The sequence below is a fragment of the Nocardioides marinquilinus genome (genome assembly GCF_039543705.1).
GTDB classification, from domain to species: domain Bacteria; phylum Actinomycetota; class Actinomycetes; order Propionibacteriales; family Nocardioidaceae; genus Nocardioides; species Nocardioides marinquilinus.
Genome location: NZ_BAABKG010000001.1, coordinates 255,295 through 272,870 on the forward strand (window position 1 = coordinate 255,295; position 17,576 = coordinate 272,870).

General features: G+C 74.7%; 17 protein-coding genes. 4 read left to right on the forward strand and 13 right to left on the reverse strand.

All coding sequences use genetic code 11. The features are described 5' to 3' along the window. Window positions 1-37: 37 nt before the first annotated feature. From ABEA04_RS01235 to ABEA04_RS01245, 3 genes are all read right to left on the reverse strand, one after another. Window positions 38-958, reverse strand: a complete 921-nt coding sequence (locus ABEA04_RS01235) for a GNAT family N-acetyltransferase (protein WP_345453591.1) — start codon at window positions 956-958, stop codon at window positions 38-40. Further along, window positions 955-1,698: a hemerythrin domain-containing protein gene (locus ABEA04_RS01240; RefSeq protein WP_345453593.1), complete on the reverse strand. Its 744-nt coding sequence runs from the start codon at window positions 1,696-1,698 to the stop codon at window positions 955-957. The genes ABEA04_RS01235 and ABEA04_RS01240 overlap by 4 nt, the downstream gene beginning before the upstream one ends. A 129-nt stretch (window positions 1,699-1,827) precedes the next feature. Continuing rightward, complete coding sequence (locus ABEA04_RS01245) at window positions 1,828-2,847, reverse strand: LLM class flavin-dependent oxidoreductase (RefSeq protein ID WP_345453595.1); 1,020 nt, start codon at window positions 2,845-2,847, stop codon at window positions 1,828-1,830. Between the two features lie 152 nt (window positions 2,848-2,999). Between ABEA04_RS01245 and ABEA04_RS01250 the strand changes: the two genes are divergently transcribed. Further along, complete coding sequence (locus ABEA04_RS01250; protein WP_345453597.1) at window positions 3,000-4,169, forward strand: MFS transporter; 1,170 nt, start codon at window positions 3,000-3,002, stop codon at window positions 4,167-4,169. Here the strand turns inward: ABEA04_RS01250 and ABEA04_RS01255 are convergent. Genes ABEA04_RS01255 through ABEA04_RS01270 form a run of 4 tightly spaced genes read right to left on the reverse strand, consistent with a single transcriptional unit; the run spans window position 4,156 to window position 7,181 of the window. Beyond that, a complete protein-coding gene (locus tag ABEA04_RS01255; protein WP_345453599.1) occupies window positions 4,156-5,097 on the reverse strand; it encodes an oxidoreductase in 942 nt (313 codons plus the stop codon). The genes ABEA04_RS01250 and ABEA04_RS01255 overlap by 14 nt on opposite strands. Continuing rightward, window positions 5,094-5,909, reverse strand: coding sequence for a maleylpyruvate isomerase family mycothiol-dependent enzyme (locus ABEA04_RS01260; RefSeq protein ID WP_345453601.1), 816 nt, complete (start codon window positions 5,907-5,909; stop codon window positions 5,094-5,096). Before ABEA04_RS01260 ends, ABEA04_RS01255 begins: the two co-directional genes overlap by 4 nt. A 32-nt stretch (window positions 5,910-5,941) precedes the next feature. Beyond that, a complete protein-coding gene (locus ABEA04_RS01265) occupies window positions 5,942-6,520 on the reverse strand; it encodes a hypothetical protein (protein WP_345453603.1) in 579 nt (192 codons plus the stop codon). Between the two features lie 58 nt (window positions 6,521-6,578). After that, window positions 6,579-7,181 carry a LysE/ArgO family amino acid transporter gene (locus tag ABEA04_RS01270; RefSeq protein ID WP_345453606.1) on the reverse strand — a complete coding sequence of 201 codons (603 nt, stop codon included), beginning with the start codon at window positions 7,179-7,181 and terminating at the stop codon, window positions 6,579-6,581. Window positions 7,182-7,251: 70 nt separating this feature from the next. Here ABEA04_RS01270 and ABEA04_RS01275 point away from each other — a divergent pair, with 70 nt between their 5' ends. Further along, window positions 7,252-8,103: an ArgP/LysG family DNA-binding transcriptional regulator gene (locus ABEA04_RS01275; RefSeq protein ID WP_345453609.1), complete on the forward strand. Its 852-nt coding sequence runs from the start codon at window positions 7,252-7,254 to the stop codon at window positions 8,101-8,103. Here the strand turns inward: ABEA04_RS01275 and ABEA04_RS01280 are convergent. Both ABEA04_RS01280 and ABEA04_RS01285 read right to left on the reverse strand, forming a co-directional pair. Continuing rightward, window positions 8,100-8,642: a hypothetical protein gene (locus ABEA04_RS01280; protein ID WP_345453611.1), complete on the reverse strand. Its 543-nt coding sequence runs from the start codon at window positions 8,640-8,642 to the stop codon at window positions 8,100-8,102. The two genes, ABEA04_RS01275 and ABEA04_RS01280, sit on opposite strands and share 4 nt — an antisense overlap. Window positions 8,643-8,797: 155 nt before the next feature. Beyond that, a complete protein-coding gene (locus ABEA04_RS01285) occupies window positions 8,798-10,672 on the reverse strand; it encodes an acyl-CoA dehydrogenase (protein WP_345453614.1) in 1,875 nt (624 codons plus the stop codon). Between the two features lie 179 nt (window positions 10,673-10,851). Between ABEA04_RS01285 and ABEA04_RS01290 the strand changes: the two genes are divergently transcribed. Next, entirely contained in the window at window positions 10,852-11,310 is a 459-nt protein-coding gene (locus ABEA04_RS01290; protein ID WP_345453617.1) for an RrF2 family transcriptional regulator, read from the forward strand. Window positions 11,311-11,614: 304 nt separating this feature from the next. Here ABEA04_RS01290 and ABEA04_RS01295 read toward each other — a convergent pair whose 3' ends face one another. Genes ABEA04_RS01295 through ABEA04_RS01305 form a run of 3 tightly spaced genes read right to left on the reverse strand, consistent with a single transcriptional unit; the run spans window position 11,615 to window position 15,062 of the window. Then, window positions 11,615-11,824 carry a hypothetical protein gene (locus ABEA04_RS01295; RefSeq protein WP_345453619.1) on the reverse strand — a complete coding sequence of 70 codons (210 nt, stop codon included), beginning with the start codon at window positions 11,822-11,824 and terminating at the stop codon, window positions 11,615-11,617. A gap of 57 nt (window positions 11,825-11,881) precedes the next feature. Continuing rightward, window positions 11,882-14,860, reverse strand: a complete 2,979-nt coding sequence (locus ABEA04_RS01300; RefSeq protein WP_345453622.1) for a helix-turn-helix transcriptional regulator — start codon at window positions 14,858-14,860, stop codon at window positions 11,882-11,884. Between the two features lie 55 nt (window positions 14,861-14,915). Further along, window positions 14,916-15,062, reverse strand: a complete 147-nt coding sequence (locus ABEA04_RS01305) for a hypothetical protein (RefSeq protein ID WP_345453625.1) — start codon at window positions 15,060-15,062, stop codon at window positions 14,916-14,918. 183 nt (window positions 15,063-15,245) lie between these two features. Between ABEA04_RS01305 and ABEA04_RS01310 the strand changes: the two genes are divergently transcribed. After that, window positions 15,246-15,842 (forward strand): nitroreductase family protein, encoded by a 597-nt coding sequence (locus tag ABEA04_RS01310; protein WP_345453628.1) that lies wholly within the window; start codon window positions 15,246-15,248, stop codon window positions 15,840-15,842. Window positions 15,843-16,308: 466 nt separating this feature from the next. Here ABEA04_RS01310 and ABEA04_RS01315 read toward each other — a convergent pair whose 3' ends face one another. Further along, window positions 16,309-17,571: a serine hydrolase domain-containing protein gene (locus ABEA04_RS01315; protein WP_345453631.1), complete on the reverse strand. Its 1,263-nt coding sequence runs from the start codon at window positions 17,569-17,571 to the stop codon at window positions 16,309-16,311. Window positions 17,572-17,576 lie beyond the last annotated feature (5 nt).

Consider the following 17,576-nt stretch of genomic DNA (forward strand, 5'->3'; position numbering starts at 1 on the left):
GCGCTTGCAGTCCGTGCGGCGGAGGTCGGGCGTGCGGTCAGACGTCGGTCGCGCGGTTGACCCAGGTCGAGGTGACCTCCATGCCGACGCGCGTGTAGAGCGAGAGTGCCCCGGTGCGGCTGTCGGTCGAGAGCGTCGAGCGCCGCGCGCCGTGCGCCCGCCCGAGCGCGAACGCGTCGACCAGCAGCGCTTGGCCGAGGCCGAGCCCCCGCCGGTCGGCGCGGACGGCGACCCGCGAGACGTGGGCGTCCTCGCCGTCCTCGCCGGTGAGGAAGACGTGGGTGGCGCCCACGACGTCGCCGTCGGGGTCGGCGAGCACCCGCAGGTTCCACGGTGCGGCGCCGGGACGCTCGCGCACCCGGGCCAGGAAGTCCTCGAACGGCGTCCGCTCGCGGTCGCTCCACTCGAGGAAGGCGTCCTCGAGCACGGTCCAGGCCGCGCGCTCGTCGTCCGCCGTGGCGTCGCGGACGGCGTACCCGTCGGGCAGCGGACGGCTCTCGATCGAGGCGCTCACCGGCAGGGCGAGGTCCCACGCCGTCCAGCGCAGCCGGTAGCCGCGGTCGGCCATGAAGCGGTCGGCCGGGCAGCCCTCGGGCACCTGCATGCCGATGACGGTCGAGCCGGCGGCGCGGGCCCGGGCGAGGAGCCAGTCGGCGAGGGCGCTGCCGATGCCACGGCCCTGGTAAGCCGGCAGGACGGCGGTGTCGACGCGGTCGGCGTCGGCCAGCTCGGCGTAGGCGACCAGCAGGTCGCCGTCGAGGACGCCCACGGTGTGCGAGGGGACGTCGTGGCTCGGGCGCTGCCAGTCGCCCACGATGTCGGCCACGTCGAGCTCGCTGTAGCCGAGCGCGGCGACCTCCTCGGCGGCGATGACCGCGTGGACGGCGGCGGCGTCGTCCAGGGTGAGCGGCCGGTCGACGAGGCCGCCGGGCAGGCCGACGAGCGGTGGCCGGGTCACGCCGCGGACCCCGTGCCGGCGTCGGCGAGGTGGGCGAAGGCCTTTTCGGCGCGGCGCTGGTAGCGGCCGCGGGTCAGCCGCAGCAGCACCCGGATCGGACCACCGGCCTGCTCGAGCAGCGGCGCGAGGTCGCCGGGCTGCAGCCCCTCGGCGATCCACGGCAGCAGGAAGAACAGCAGCGGCGGCGGGGGCTTGGCGGCCAGCCCGTCGCGCTCGAGCTGCTGCCACTCCTCGGCGGAGAGGTGGCGCTGGATGACGGCGACGGCGTCCCGCTCCTCGTGCGCGAGGTGCGCGTCGACGACGTCGCGCAGCTCGGTCAGCGCGGCGGCGGTGCGGTCGCGGGCTCCGGTGGTGGCGAGCACGCCGGCGGCGGCGAGGTCGCCGAGGCCCTGCTCGACGGCGACCAGCAGCGGGTCGATGAGGTGGTGCTCGTCCTCCATGGCCTCCAGCACGGCCCGACCCTCGTCGTCGACGCGGTCGAGCAGGACGGGCCAGAGCAGCTCGTCCTCCTTGGTGTGGTGCTCGTGCAGCAGCGCGGCGACGTCGCGCCACCAGCCGGCGAGGGCCTTCCAGGTGGCGGCGTCGTCGTGCGGGGTGCGGCGCGCCGCGGCGGCCAGCCGGGTGAGGTCACGGCGGAAGCCGTGGTGCATCAGGTACATGCCGGTCAGGTCGCACGGGCCGGTCGGGGCGTCGGCCTGGCCCGGGAACATCGGGGCGGGCGCAAGGGCGGTGGTGGTCATCGCGGTGGTCCTCCTGTCGTGGTGGGACCACCGTGGCCCGGCTCGCTTGCAGGCTGCTTGCAACCGACTGGGACTCGGTCTCGAGGCCCAGCCGTGGCCGGCCAGGCACCTCGACCGGCGTCGGGGTCGTCAGCGCCAGCCGAGCGCCGGGGCGACGTGCTCGACCACCGACTCCAGCACGTGCGCGTTGTAGTCGACGCCGAGCTGGTTGGGGATCGTGAGCAGCAGCGTGTCGGCGGCCGCGACCGCCTCGTCCTCGGCGAGGTCGCGCACCAGCTGGTCGGGCTCGCCGGCGTAGGTCTTGCCGAAGCGGGCGATGCCGCCGTCGATCATGCCGACCTGGTCCTGGCTGCGGCTCTCGCGGCCGAAGTAGGCGCGGTCGCGCTCGTCGACGATCGGGAAGACGCTGCGGCTCACCGAGACGCGCGGCTCCCAGTCGTGGCCGGCGGCGGCCCAGGCGGTGCGGAACCGCTCGATCTGCTCGGCCTGCAGCCGGTGGAACGGGACGCCGGTGTCCTCGGTGAGCAGCGTCGAGCTCATCAGGTTCATGCCCTGGTCGGCGGCCCACTCGGCGGTCGCGCGGGAGCCGGCGCCCCACCAGATGCGCTGCCGCAGGCCGGGCGCGTGCGGCTTGAGCGGCAGCAGCCCCGGCGGGTTGGGGAACATCGGGCGCGGGTTCGGCTCGGCGAAGCCCTCGCCCTCGAGCAGGTCGAGGAAGCGGCGGGTGTGCTCGCGCGCCATGGCCGCGTGGTCGCCGTCCGCGGGCTCGAAGCCGAAGTGACGGAACCCGTCGATCACCTGCTCCGGTGAGCCGCGGCTGACCCCGAGCTGCAGCCGGCCGGCCGAGATCAGGTCGGCGGCGCCGGCGTCCTCGGCCATGTAGGGCGGGTTCTCGTAGCGCATGTCGATCACGCCGGTGCCCAGCTCGATGGACGACGTCCGCGCGGCCATCGCGGCCAGCAGCGGGAACGGCGAGGCCAGCTGGCGCGCGAAGTGGTGCACCCGCACGTAGGCGCCGTCGACGCCGAGCTCCTCCGCCGCGACGGCGAGCTCGATGGTCTGCAGCAGCGCGTCGGAGGCCGTGCGCACCTGCGAGTGCGGCGACGGCGTCCAGTGACCGAAGTTCAGGAACCCGATCTTCTTCTTCATGCCGGCCCAACGCTGGTTGAGGCTTCAATCTTCCCGGGCCGGGGTCTCGAGGCTCGTCGCCAGGGCTCCTCGCACCTCGACCATCGTCAGCACGGACCCTCAGCTCGTCGAAGGGCCCGACGGGAGCGCCCGCGGCCTGCCACGATGCCCTCGTGACCAGCCCGACCGAGGTCGACCGCCGCGCCCGCGTCGCCACCGCGCTCGGGTTCGCCGCGCAGGGACTGGTCTTCATCAGCCTGACGACGCGGCTGCCGCGGTTCAGCGACCGGTGGGACCTCTCCGAGGTCGACCTGTCGCTGCTGCTGCTCATGATCGTCCTGCTGGCCGCGGTCGGGTCGGTGCTGGCCGGCCTGCTCGCCCGCCGCAGCGACAGCGCCACGACGCTGCGCGCCGGCCTCGTCGGCGTCGGTCTCGCGGTCGTGGTGGTGGCGCTGGCGCCCGTGTGGCCGGTCTTCGTCGCCGGGCTGGCGGCGTACGGCCTGGCGCTGGGCGTGGTCGACGCCGCCACCAACATGCAGGCCGTGGCGGTCGAGCACCGCTTCGGCCGGCCGATCCTGCCCTCGTTCCACGGCGCGTGGACGGCGGGCGGCATCGTCGGCGCCGGCCTCGCGCTGGCGGGGGCGCACCTGCCGCTGTGGGCGACCGCCGCGGTGGCCGTCGTCCCGCTGCTGGTGGCCGGGGCGCCGCTGCTGCCCGGCGAGCGCGGCGAGGCCGTCGCGGCCGCCGAGCGCCTGCCGGTGCCGTGGCGGCCGATCGTGCTGGTCGGCCTCGGGATGGTGCTCTTCTACATGGTCGACACGGCCTCGCAGACCTGGGGACCGACCTACCTCGAGGACGTCGTCGACGCTCCGCAGTCGCTCGTCGCCCTGGCCACGCTGCCCTACCTGCTGGCCAGCCTGGCGCTGCGGCTCGCGGGCGACGGGCTGGTGGCGCGGCACGGTCCGGTGCCGGTGCTGCGGGTCGGCGCGGTGGTGGCCGCACTCGCCCTGCTCGTGGTCGTGACGGCGCCGTCCTGGCCGGTGGCGGTGCTCGGCTTCACGCTGCTCGGCGCGGGCGTCTCGGTGGTGGCCCCGCTCAGCTACTCCGCGGCGGCCCGCATCGCCGGCGGCGAGCAGAGCCGCGTCGACGCCGTCGTGGCCCGCTTCAACCAGTTCAACTACGTCGGCGGCCTGCTCGGCGCGGTGCTCACCGGCGTGCTCGGGTCGGGCTCGCTGCGGGTCGGTCTCGCCGTCCCGATGGTGCTGGTGCTCGCCCTGCTGCCCCTGGCCCGGGCGTTCGCCCCCGCCGGCGCCGACGAGGCCCCGGCGGTCAGGGGTAGCTGATCCCCGTCGTCCGCCGGCTCAGCCGCCACAGCTCGCGGGCGGCGTCCGGGTCACGGGCCAGGCTGTTGCCGGTGGTCAGCCGCGGGACGCCGCGCGCCTCCGCCGGTCCGCTCGGCCCGACGTAGCTGCCTCCCGGCAGGTCGGCGGTGGCCGCCATGAGCGTGGGCCAGGCGCCGGCCGCCGCGGACTGCGAGACGGCGCGCACGGCGGCGTCCAGCACGGAGGCCACGCCGCCCGACGCGCGGCCGAAGCGCCCGTTCGCGGCGAGGTGGGTGCCGGCGAAGCCGGGGTGCGCGGCGAGGGCCGTGACCGGGACGCCGGCCTCGCGGCACCGCCGGTCGAGCTCGGCGGTGAACAGCAGGTTGGCCAGCTTGCTCTGCCCGTAGGTGCGCCACGTGCGGTAGCGGCGGCCGCCCTGCTCGGCCGGGTCGCGGGGGTCGCCGAGCGGCGCGCGGCGGGCGAGGCGGTGGGCCTGCGACGACACGGTGACCACCCGGCCCTCGCCCGCGGCCAGCTGCGGCAGCAGCAGCCCGGTGAGCAGGAAGGGCCCGAAGTGGTTGGTGGCCAGCTGCAGGTCGAGGCCGTCGCGGGTGCGGCTGCGCCGGGTGCCCATGACCCCGGCGTTGTTGACCAGCACGTGCAGCGGGCCGAGCGCCGTCGCCTCCTCGCCCGCGCGGCGCACGGAGTCGAGGTCGGCGAGGTCGACGACGAGTCGCTCGACCTCCGCGCCGGGCACCTCGTCGCGGACGGCGTCCGCCGTCTCGTCGAGCTTGGCCGGCGTGCGTCCGGCCAGGACGACGCGCGCCCCGCGGCGCGCGAGCTCGAGCGCGGTTCGGTGGCCCAGCCCGCCGTGCGAGGGTCCGGTGACGACGACGGTGCGGCCGGTCTGGTCGGGGACGTCGGCGAGCGACCACGCCGTCGCGCTCACGGGGTCACCGCCATGGCGTCGAGCACGCGGCGGCCGAGGTCGGCGTCACCCTCGAGGCGGACGGCGTCCGCGGGCGGGGTGCGGCGTCCGCCGGCGAGCACCACGAACGACTCGCGGTCGAGCCGCAGCGCGAGGTCGGGGGTGGTCGGCGGCTCGGCCAGCCGGCGGCCGCGGCGGTCGTCGTCCACGGTGAACGCGACGGGCGTGCTGCCCTCGACGTCGAGGACGGCGGTGGTGCCCGGCGGGGCGCCGGCCCCCTTCGCCAGCACCTTGCCGAAGCTCTCGAGGAGGTAGTCGGCGGTGTGCCGCGCCGCGGGGGTGTCGAGGCCGCCGGGGCGGCCGACCGCGCGGCGCACGTCCTGCTCGTGCATCCAGACGTCGAGGGGCCGGTTGCGCAGCAGCACCTCCCACGTCCACGGGACGCCGCCGAAGACCCTCGGCGGCCGGGCGCTCGCGTCGGTGGGCGGGTCGGCGAGCAGCTGCTCGTGGCGCAGCGTGGTGGCCTCGCGCAGCTCGGCGACGATCTCGGCGGGGGAGCGGTCGCGGCGGTTGACCACCCCCACCTCGGTGTAGAGGCCCATCAGCCCGGTGACGTGCGGCGGCTCGCCGACCTCGGCGGTCTCCTCGCCGCGCCCGGCGAGCACGCTCTCGAGGTGGGCGGTGTGGGCCGCGCAGGCCCGCACGTCCCACCCGGCGAGGTCGGTGGGCGTCGTCCAGGCGTCGTCGGGCAGCTGCTCGAGCAGCTCGGCGAAGTCGGTGACCGCGCCCCACCAGACCTCGACGTAGCCGGCCAGTCGCTCGCGGTCGCTCATGCCCCGCAGGCTAGCGACGGCTCACGTGGACCTCACTTGAACAGGGAGGAGTCGTAGACCTCGATGGTGTCGAAGCGGGCCGGCACCTGCCCGATCGAGGCGCAGCTGAGGGTGGCGCTGCGCTCGAAGGAGACCTGGCCCGGGTCGTCGCAGCGCAGCTCGCCGACCTTCTCGTTGTCGAGGTAGAGGGTGAAGACCAGCCGCACCGACTCGCCGTCCTCGTCGCTGCGGTTGTTGGTGCCGCGCACGCCCTGGACGACGCCCTGCGCCCCGGGGAGCACGTCCCAGCCGGCGTCGTAGTCGAAGCCGCGGATCGAGAACGCCTCGCCCTCCTGCACCTCGAGCGGGTCGTCCTCGGAGCCGGGGTAGTCGCTCTCGAACGCGTCGGCGGCCTCGCTGATGCCGTCGCCCACCGCGTCGACGACGCGGAAGATCGCCCAGACCAGACCGCCGCACAGCAGGACGACGACCACCACGATCCCGATGATCACGTTGCGGGCGGTGTGGTCGTTGCGCGGCGGCTGCGGGGGATACCCGTATCCCCCGCCGGCGCCGTAGGGCTCGTAGGGGCCGGGCGGGGGCGGGGGCGACCCGTAGGGCGGCTGCGACATGCCCGGCATCATCGCCCGTCGCCGGGCGGCTCACACCCCCGGCACGCGGGCGTGCGGGTCAGGCGCCGAGGGCGAGGGTGAGGGCGATGCCCAGCATGGTGAGGCCGATCAGGACGTCGAGCGCCTGCCACGCGCGCTCGGTGGCGAGCACCCGGTGGGCCAGGCGCGCGCCGTAGCCGAGACCGGTGAACCACAGCACGCTGGCCGCGCACGCCCCGACCGCGAACCACCAGCGCGAGCCCTGCTGCGCGTTGGCCACCGAGCCGAGCAGCAGCACGGTGTCGAGGTAGACGTGCGGGTTGAGCCAGGTGAGCGCGACAGCGGTGCGCACCGCGCGACCGAGGCTGGCCCCCTCGCCGGTGGCAGCCTGCAGCGAGCCGCCGCGCCGGGCCCGCAGCAGCGCGCTCACGCCGTACCAGGTCAGGAAGGCGACGCCGAGCCAGCGGACGACGTCGATGACCCAGCCGGCCTGCTCGACGATCGTCCCGATGCCGGCGACGCCGGCCGCGATCAGCACCAGGTCGGAGACGGCGCACACGGCGACGACCGGACCGACGTGCCGGCGCGTCAGGCCCTGCCGCAGCACGAAGGCGTTCTGCGCGCCGATGGCGACGATGAGGCCGAGCCCGGTGAGCAGGCCGGTGACGAGGGTGCCGAGCACGGGCGCCACGCTACGGCGGTGGCAGCATTCAGCCCAGCGAATGTTCCTGCACGAGGTTTAGCATCGCTTCATGCAGCCCGAGCAGCTCGCCACGTTGGCGGCGATCGTCGAGCACGGCACGTTCGAGGCGGCGGCGCGCCACCTGCACGTGACGACGAGCGCGGTCAGCCAGCGCGTCCGGGCGCTCGAGACCAGCGCCGGCCAGGTGCTGGTGCGGCGGACGACGCCCTGCGAGGCCACGCCGGCCGGCGAGGTGCTGGTGCGGCTGGCCCGGCAGTGGGCCCTCCTCGTCGACGAGGCGGCCCCGGCCCCCGTGTCCGACCTGTCGGTGGCGGTCAGCGCCGACGCGCTCGCCACCTGGTTCCGCGCCGTGGTCGCCGAGGTCGCCACCTGGGACGGCGTCACGCTGCGGCTGCACGTGGAGGACCAGGGCCACTCCGCCGAGCTGCTGCGGCGCGGCGACGTGCTCGCGGCGGTCACGTCGGACCCGACCGCCGTGCAGGGCTGCTCGGTCGAGCCGCTCGGGGTGATGCGCTACCGCCCGGCCGCGTCGCCGGCCTACGCCGAGCGGTGGCGTCTGGGCCGCGGCTACGACTGGGCGCGGATGCCGGTCGTCGTGTTCAACGAGAAGGACGCGCTGCAGCACGGCCTTCTCGCCGCCCGCGGCCTCGGCCCGCCGCCCGTGGTGCACCGGGTGCCGACCTCGCACGACTTCCACGAGGCGGTCCGGCTCGGCCTCGGCTGGGGCCTGCTGCCGCTCGCGCAGCTCGAGCCCGACCTGGCCTCGGGTGCGCTGGTGCTGCTCTCGCGGCGCGATCACGTCGACGTCCCCCTCTACTGGCAGCGGTGGCGGCTGCGGTCCCCGACCCTCGACCGGTTGAGCGGTGCCGTCAGGCGACTCGGGCCCGCGCCGGGCGCCTAGTTGTAGAACCAGATGGTGAAGTCGGCTGGGCTGTAGTCGACCTCTCCGCCGGCCTCCTCGGCGGTCGCCACCTCCAGCCGCGCCGCCGGCGAGCAGTCCGAGTCGTAGCCGTAGACGCCCGGGCGAGCGACCGAGACGGTGGTGCCCGGCACGTAGTCGTCGCTGTAGACGGGGGTGGCCATCGCCGTCTTGAAGCGGAAGCCGAGGTTGCGGAAGCAGTAGGCGGAGGTCGACTCGAGGCTCACGTTGGCGCTGGTGATGCCCCGCGAGGCGGCCCGGACCACGGTGCCGTCGGCCCTGACGACGGCGTAGGCGACGGGGCTGAGGCCGACCGTCGCCGTGCCGGCCGACTTGACGCGGAGCCCGGGAGCGCGCCTGGTGATCGCGCGGTCGGCCTGCGTCTTGGCGATCTGCACCACCGCGGCCCGGGAGAGCGCCTTCGCGGGCGAGCCGGACGCCGCGCCCCCGCTCACCACCACTCCGGCTCCGACGAGCAGGAGGGCGGCTGGGACGACGGCGAGGCGGTGGTGGGGGGACATGGCGGCTCCTTCGGTGGCGGTGTGGAACCGCCACCGTGGAGCCCGGCAGGGGCCCGAGGTAATAGCACGTTCGGACCACTCGGGCGCCCGAGGTGACCAGGGCCGCCTCCCCGCGCTGACCCGTCAGACATGTCTGACGGGTCAGCGTCGGAGGATCAGAAGGACGCCTCGTCGAGGTCCATGAGGGAGAGGTCGGTGGCCTCGGCGATGGCGCGCTCGGCGGAGACGCGGGGCAGGTTGGTCTGGGCGAAGAACTGCGCCGCCGCGATCTTGCCCTCGTAGAAGGACTGGTCCTTGGCCGAGACCTCGCCACCCAGCTTCTGCAGCGCCACCTCGGCGCCGCGCAGCAGCAGCCAGGCGCACACGAGGTCGCCGAGCACCATGAGCAGGCGGCTGGTGTTGAGGCCGACCTTGTAGACGTTGCGCACCTCGCCCTGCGCGCTCATCAGCTCGTTGATGAGGTGGCCGACCAGGGCGTTGGTGTCCTCCAGTGCGGTGGCGAGCAGCGCCCGCTCCGACTTCAGGCGGCCGTTGCCGCCCTCGGCGTCCAGGAAGGCCTGGATCTCGCCGGCGAGGTGGCCGAGCGCGCGGCCCTGGTCCTTCACGATCTTGCGGAAGAACAGGTCCTGGCCCTGGATGGCGGTCGTGCCCTCGTAGAGAGTGTCGATCTTGGCGTCGCGCACGTACTGCTCGAGCGGGTAGTCCTCGAGGAAGCCCGAGCCGCCGAAGGTCTGCAGCGACTCGGTGCCCAGCAGCACCCACGAGCGCTCCGAGCCGTAGCCCTTCACGATCGGCAGCAGCAGGTCGTTGACGGCGTTGGCCAGCGCGACGTCGTCCGTGCCGGCATCGCCGGCGTGCTCGGCCAGCATGATGCGGTCCTGCCACGACGCCGTGTAGAGCACCAGGGTGCGCATCGCCTCGGCGAACGACTTCTGCACCATCAGCGAGCGGCGGACGTCGGGGTGGTGGGTGATCGTGACGCGCGGCGCGGTCTTGTCGCCCGAGCGCGTGAGGTCGGCGCCCTGCTGGCGCTGCTTGGCGAACTCCAGCGCGTTGAGGTAGCCGGTCGAGAGGGTGGCGATCGCCTTGCTGCCGACCATCATGCGAGCGTTCTCGATGACCTGGAACATCTGCGCGATGCCCTGGTGCACCTCGCCGAGCAGCCAGCCCTGCGCCGGCTCGCCGCCGCCGATCGACGGGTCGCCGAGGGTGAGCTCGCAGGTGTTGGAGACCTTGATGCCCATCTTGTGCTCGACGCCGGTGACGTAGACGCCGTTGCGCTCGCCGGTGAGCTCACCGGTCTCGTGGTCGAAGTGGTACTTCGGCACCAGGAACAGGCTCAGGCCCTTGGTGCCTGGGCCGCCGACGCCCTCGATGCCCACGGGGCGGGCCAGCACGAGGTGCATGATGTTGTCCTGCAGGTCGGACTCGCCCGATGTGATGAACCGCTTCACGCCCTCCAGGTGCCACGAGCCGTCGTCCTGCAGCATCGCCTTCGCGCGGCCGGCGCCGACGTCGGAGCCCGCGTCGGGCTCGGTGAGCACCATCGTGGCGCCCCAGTTGCGCTCGACCATGAGCTCGGCGATGCGCTGGTCGCGCTCGTTGCCGTTGCGGTGGACGACGCTCGCGAACGCCGGGCCGGCGGCGTACATCCAGACGGGGGCGTTGGCGCCCAGCACCATCTCGGCGACGGCCCAGTTGAGCGTGGACGGCGCCGGCTGGCCGCCGAGCGCCTCGGGGATCTGCAGGCGCCAGTACTCGGAGTCCATCCACGCCTGGTAGCTGGCCGCGAACGACGCGGGCACGGGCGCGGTGTGGGTGGCGGGGTCGAAGACCGGCGGGTTGCGGTCGCTGTACTCGTAGGAGGCGGCGAGGTCCTCGCGGGCCAGGCGGTCGACCTCGGCGAGGATCGAGCGGGCGGTCTCGCCGTCGACCTCGGAGAACGGACCCTGGCCCAGGACGTCGTCACGCCCGAGCAGCTCGAAGAGGTTGAACTCGATGTCGCGCAGGTTGGTCTTGTAGTGGCTCACGTGCTGGTCCCTCTGTCTCGCCCGTTACCGGCGAGTTCTACCCGCCGGTTCTACTGGTCAGTAACTTCAAGGGTACGGATGCTCATCCGGCCGCACAACCCTGGGGTGGCCGCCACCACGCCGTGGTGTGTGTCGCGCAATGCGACCGAGCCACTCGACTCATCTGACACACTCGCCTCATGCGCGTCTCCGCGAAGTCCGACTACGCCCTGCGCGCGCTGATCGAGATGGCCGGCCGGGCCGACGGCAAGGCGATCAGCGCCGAGGAGCTGGGCCGCCTGCAGGACATCCCGCACGGCTTCCTCCAGGCGATCCTCGCCGACCTCCGCCGGGCCGGCGTCGTGATGTCGCAGCGCGGCCAGTCCGGCGGCTGGCGCATGGGCCGCCCCGCCGCCGACGTCTCCGTCGCCGACGTCATCCGCGCCGTCGACGGTCCCCTCGTCTCCGTCTACGGCCTGCGCCCCGAGTCGGTCAGCTACAACGAGTCCGCCGACGTGCTCCAGCACGTCTGGATCGCCGCCCGCCGCTCGCTGCGAGACGTCTTCGAGCACGTCTCCATCCAGCAGCTCGCCGACGGGTCGCTCCCCAAGGCCGTCACCTCGCGGACGGCGGACGACGACGCCTGGCAGCCGCACTGAGCTGAATGGCGCGAGCGTGTCGGCGGGCCTTCTGGTCCGGCGCCTCGCTCCTCCTGCTCTTGCATTGGCATCGCGCCGGACGCAGCGGGCCCGGCGACACGCTGCCGCGCTGGCAGTTGGCCCGGGTTCCCCTCGCGTTTCCGTGGCGGCTCCGTCCTCGACGGACCCTGAGCTTGTCGAAGGGCCCTGCCGTCAGCGCGATACGGGCACTACCTCACCCCGAGCCGCACCTACCCGCCCGAATACGGGCGGGTGGGTCGGTGTGCGGGTGAGGTAGTCGTGCGGGGCCGTCCGAGCGACAGGCTCAGCCCAGGACGGCGCGGACGTCGACGGGCTGGTCGGTGTGCTCGATGGCCTCGACGAGCTTGCCGATCTCGTCCTCGCTGAGGTCGACGTCGGTCTGGCCGAGGGCCTCGCGCAGCTCCTTGTCGACGGTGCCCTCGGTGGCGGAGTCCTGGTAGGAGGTCAGGCGGTCGACGACGGCCTGCACGGCCTCGGTGCGGTCGGGATCCATGCCTCGTGTCTAGTCGCCCCGCCTGCCGGGCGTGCTCACCCCCACGACCGAGTGGGCTCAATCGATGAGGTGGCGGCGACGCGCGATGGCGGCGGCCTCGGTGCGGCCGGAGGCGCCCAGCTTGGCCAGGATGTTCGAGACGTGCACGCTCACCGTCTTCGTGCTGATGAACAGCAGCTTGGCGATCTCGCCGTTGGTGCGGCCCTGGGCGACGTGGCCGAGGATCTCGCGCTCCCGCGCGGTCAGGTCGGCGGACGCCGTCCCACCGGACGACGGTGGCGCCGTCGAGCCCAGCGCCGTCAGGTCGTCCAGGAGCGGTTGGGCGCCGAGCGCGCGGGCGGCCTCGCGGGCCTGGTCGCCGAGCACGCGGGCGCCGGCGGGGTCGCCACCGGCCCGCAGGATGCCGGCCAGCCGGGTGCGCACGATCGCCAGCTCGTGGACGTGCCCGAACTCCGCGAACAGCCGCTCGGCCTCGCGCCACGCGGCCACCAGCGGCTCGAGGCCCACCTGCTCGGCCTGCTCGCCGCCGGCCAGCCAGCGCGCGCGCAGCGCCTCGGCGTCCAGGCGCTGCGTCCAGGCGCGGCCCTCCGGGCCCCAGTGCCCCGCGGGGTCGGTGTAGCGGTCGAGGACGACGCGCCCGTCGTCCTGGAGGCGCTCGACCACCGGCAGCAGCGCCTCGCGCTCGGCGGCGCTCGAGCGGGGCATGGCGTCGGCGACGACGCCGAGGGCGACGGCCGCGAGCCGGATGCGGGCGCTGAACCACTCGTGCCAGATGCGGCCGAGCACGTCGACGGCGTGGTCGTAGGAGGCGACGGCGCCGGACGGGTCGCCCCGTCGTCCGGCGGCGATCATCTCGATCGCGGCCGCGTGGATGGCGACCGAGCCGTCGCGCCGCCAGAACGGCCGCAGACCGGCCACCCGGTTGGCGACGTCCTTGCCCCGGGCCTGCAGGATCTGCAGCCGCATCGACTGCAGCATCGCCCGCTGGATCGGCGGCGGGAAGGGCCCCTCGACGACGAACAGGTCGAGGGCGGTGTCCCACTCGCCGCGCACCAGGTGGATCCACGCCAGCTGCCAGCGCGACTCGAAGCCGTACGGCGCCCACGGCAGCCCGGCGTCCTGGGCACGCTCGATGCCGCTGGTGAACCACGTCTCGGCGTCGTCGAACTCGGCCCAGTCCTCGTAGGAGCGGCCGAGCAGGTACCGCGCGCGCAGCTCGGCGTGGACGGCGTCCGAGGCGGCCGCGCGGTCGACGGCCTCGGTGAGCGCGGCGCGCAGGCCCTCCTTGGGCCCGGTGCGCTTGAGGGTCGACAGCGTGGTGACGACGTCGCTGGCCAGCTCGCCGAGGTCGAGCTTCTCGGCCAGGGCGAGCGCCTCGAGCCCGACGATCTCGGCCTCGTCGTAGCGGCCGTAGGCGACCAGGATCTTGGCGTGGATCGACAGCGTGCGCGCCCGCAGCGCACTCTCGCCCTCGGGGGAGAGCTCGACCGCGCGGGCCGAGAGCAGGGTGGCGTCGGCGTCGGTCTCGGTGATGTAGAGCGCCGCGGCCTGGGCGCTCAGCATGCGCGCGCGCCACTCGTCGGGCACGTCGGCGCCCTCCGACTCCAGCCGCTCCAGCTGCTCGGCGACGACGGCGACGGCGCGCTCGGGGTCGCCGGCCGCGGTGAGCGCGTCGGCGGCCTTGACCACCAGCTTCGACAGGTTGACGCCGTGGTCGCCGAGGTCGGCGCTGCTGCTGAGCAGCTCGAGCGCCTGCTGGTAGTGGTAGGCCGCCTCGTCGGGACCGCCGACGGCGCTCGCCTCCTGGCCGGCGCGCACGCTGGCGGTGAGCGCGGTGGCGCTGTCCATGGCCAGGCGGGCGTGGCGGGCCAGCTCGGCGGCGGTGCCGCGGGCGGTGCCCTCGCGGAGCGCTGCCACGTAGCGGCCGTGCAGCTGGGCGCGCTCGCCGGGCAGCAGGTCGTCGTAGACCGCCTCGCCGAGCAGCGCGTGCCGGAAGGCGTAGGCGCCGCGGTCGGCGACGAGGACGTTCATCTCCACGGCCCCGCGGAGGCCGTCGTCCAGGGCCTGGGTGGGCATGTCGGCGGTGGCGACGAGCATGTCGTGGGTGACGCGACGTCCGCTGGCGCTGGCGGTGCGCACCACGCGGCGGGCGTCGTCGTCGAGCCGGTCGAGACGCACGAGCAGGACGTCGGCGAGGTCGGCCGGCACGAACGTGCCCGGCTCGGCGGCGGCGCTGACGAGCTCTTCGACGAAGAACGCGTTGCCCTCGGCGCGGGCGACGACGTCGGCCATCTCCTGCTCGGGCAGGCCGCCGGGGACGAGCTGGCGGACGAGGTCGCGCACGGCGTCGTCGTCCAACGGGCTGAGCGAGATGCGCTCGACGCCGCGCAGGCGCGACCACTCCGCGACCTGGCGGCGCAGCGGGTGGCGACGGTGCAGGTCGTCGGAGCGGTAGGACGCCACGACGGCGAAGCCGGCCGAGTCGAGGCGGGAGAGCAGGAAGCTGAGCATGTCGCGCGTGGACTGGTCGGCCCAGTGGGTGTCCTCGATGACCAGCAGCAGCGGGGCCTGCCGGGCGGCGGCCTCGAGCACGGCCAGCATCGCGCGGAACAGGTCGGCGCGGTCGAGCGCGGAGGACTCGACGGAGTTGTCGTCGCCGGGGGAGTCGATGGGTCCGGTGCCGGACAGCTGGCGGCGCACGGGCAGCAGCCGGGCCAGCGCGGGGTGGGAGCGGGCGACGGCGTCGACGGCGTCCGGTCGCTCGGTGGCGAGGCGACCGAGCACCTCGGAGAACGGCAGGTAGGGCAGCGCGCTGTCGCCGAAGTCGAGGCAGTGGCCGGCGAAGACCTGCCAGCCCTCACCGACGGCGAGGTCGCGCAGCGCCCGCAGCAGCCGGGTCTTGCCGACCCCGGCGTCGCCGGAGAGCAGGACGTCGACCAGCGCGTCGCCGGGGCGGGGAGGACGGACGCCGAGCGACGCGGCGAGCTGCGTCAGCTCGGCGTCACGTCCCACCATCGTGCTGGACTGGGCGACCACGGGGCCCATTGTCGCGGCTCCGCGGCCGGCTGTCGCGGCCAGCACGTCCATGCGATCAGCGCGTGCGCCCGTTGATCTCGCCCGGGCCCCCGACGAACGGGATCCGGACGCGGTCGTGGCGACGGCGCTTGACGGGCTTGCCCTTCGCGAGGCGCTCGCGGCGGTAGTCCACCTCGGCCTGGACGGTCATGCGGTCGTACATGGCGGTTCTCCTGCCTACCTCAGTGCCGGCACCTCACCGGCTGATGTAGAGAGGTTCGCGCCCTGAGGTAGGCCCCCACATCGGCGATGAGCCCTAGTCGCCGCGGCCGGCTACCTCAGAGTCGGGTGGCGGCGGTCACGTGCGGGCCCCGGTGTCGCGTCGGGGCCGTCCTAAGGTCACCCGATGGAGTTCCAGGACGTGGTGCGACGGCGGCGGATGGTGCGCCGCTACGACGACCGGCCGGTCGACCCCGCGGTGCTCGACCGGGCGCTCGAGAACGCGACCCGCGCGCCGAGCGCGGGGTTCAGCCAGGGGTGGGCGTTCGTCGTCCTGGAGGGGGCGGAGCAGACCGCGCGGTTCTGGACGGCGACCGCGGACGCCGGGGCGGGAGGCGCGTGGTTGACCGGCATGCGCGCCGCGCCGGTGGTCGTCGTCCCGTGCAGCAGCAAGGACGCCTACCTCGACCGCTACGCCGAGCCCGACAAGGGCTGGACCGACCGCGACGAGGCCCGCTGGGCGATGCCCTACTGGCACCTCGACGCCGCCATGGCCTCGCTGCTCATCCTGCAGACGGTCACCGACGCCGGCCTCGGCGCCTGCTTCTTCGGCGTGCCGCCCGAGCGGGTCGACGACCTGCGCGCCGAGCTCGGCATCCCGGCCTCGCACGAGCCGATCGGCGCGATCACGATCGGCCACCCGGCTGGTGGTGGGGCCAAGGGCTCGCCGGCCACCCGGGCCCGGACGCCGTGGACGGACGTCGTGCACCGGGGTGGGTGGTGACGGGTCTGGGGTTGACCTCGGGTGGGCGGTGTGTGGGCCACGGGGCGGGCGCGCGGGACGATGGCTGGTGCGCCGCTCCCGGGGCTGGGCCGGGTGGGCGGTGCGTGAGCCACGGTTCGGGCGCGCGGGACGGTGGCTGGTGCACCGCTCCCGGGGCTGGGCCGGGGCGGCGGTGCGTCAGTTACCGAACTGCGGTCGGGAACGGTAACTAGGTCACCGCTGGCCGGGGCTGGGTCGGGGCGGCGGTGGGTGAGTTACCGAACTGCGGTGCGGAACGGTAACCAGGTCACCGCTCGCCGGGGCTGGGTCGGGGCGGCGGTGGGTGAGTTACCGAATCGGGGTCCGGAACGGTAACCAGGTCACCGCCCGCCGGGGCTGGATCGGGGTGGCGGTGGACGAGTTACCGAATCGGGGTCCGGAACGGTAATCAGGTCACCGCCCGCCCGAGCCGAGCCCGAGCCCGACCTCAGCCCACCAACCGCGGCGCGACGGCGCCGCGGTCGGGGGCGGGGGAGATGGGTGGGGTCGGGGGGCGGGGGCCGCGGCAGGTCTCGCCGAGCGCGGTGCCGAACAGCCGCTGCAGGGCGAGGTAGGCGGGCTGGTCGCGGGTGTACTCGCGGCCGGTCATGGCGACGGTGACGCGGCGGCGTCCGTCGTCCGAGGCGAACGACAGCGTGGCGGTGCCGAAGGAGAGGCCGTCGTGACCGAAGACCCACCCGTCGGCCGGGGCGCACGGGTCGGGCAGCCGGTAGCTGCCGAGGCCGTACTGCAGCCCGGTCGCCTCGTCGGCGGCCACCACCGACCGCATCGCCCGCACGAGCCGCTTCGGCAGCAGCCGGCCGCGGCTCAGCGCGAGCTGGAACCGGTTGAGGTCGCCGGCGGTGCTGATCAGCGCCCCCGCCGCCGAGAACGTCGTCGGGCTGAACCCGGTGAGGTCGACCGGATGCCGCAGACCGAAGTCGCCGTACTCGCGCAGCAGCGGCCGCGCCATCCGCTTGTCGCGGGCGAAGCGGCTGCGCGTCATCCCCGCCGGGCGCAGGACCTCGCGGCGCATCAGCGACGGCAGCGACCGGCCGGTCTGCCGCTCGAGCATCATCCCGACGAGCACGAAGCCGGTGTTGGAGTAGGAGTAGCGGCCGACCTTCGGCGCCGGCAGCCGCTTGGCCACCCGCACCAGCCCGCGGTCGGTGCGCCGCTGGCCGATCGCCCGCTTGAACTTCGGGATGGTCGTCGCGTCGGCGGTCAGCGCGACGGCGTAGTCGGGCAGGCCGGCGGTGTGGCTGAGCAGCTGTCGCAGCGTGACGCCGCCCCGTGCCGGCCACAGCCCCGGCAGGACGTCGCGCAGGCGGGTGCGCATCGTCCACTCGCCGCGGGCGACCCGCTGCAGCGCGAGCACCGCGGTCAGCTGCTTGGTCACGCTGGCCGCGCGGAACCGCGCCTTGGGCGACGCCGGCCGGCCGGCCCCGACCCGGGCCACCCCCGACGCGCCCTTCCACACCTCGCCGTCGCGCACCACGTGGACGACGACGCCCACCCCGCCGGCGCGGGTCACCGCCCGCATCGCGCGCCGCAGGTCTCCACCCTCGATGCGGGACGCCCCGGGCGACACCGCCGCGGCCGGGGCCGCCGCCGACGTCCCGGGAGCCGCCGTCGCGGGCACGCCGAGGCCGGTCGCGCCCATGCTCAGGGCGAGCGCCGTCGCCGCCGTCCACCGAGTCGTGCGCCGCATCGGGC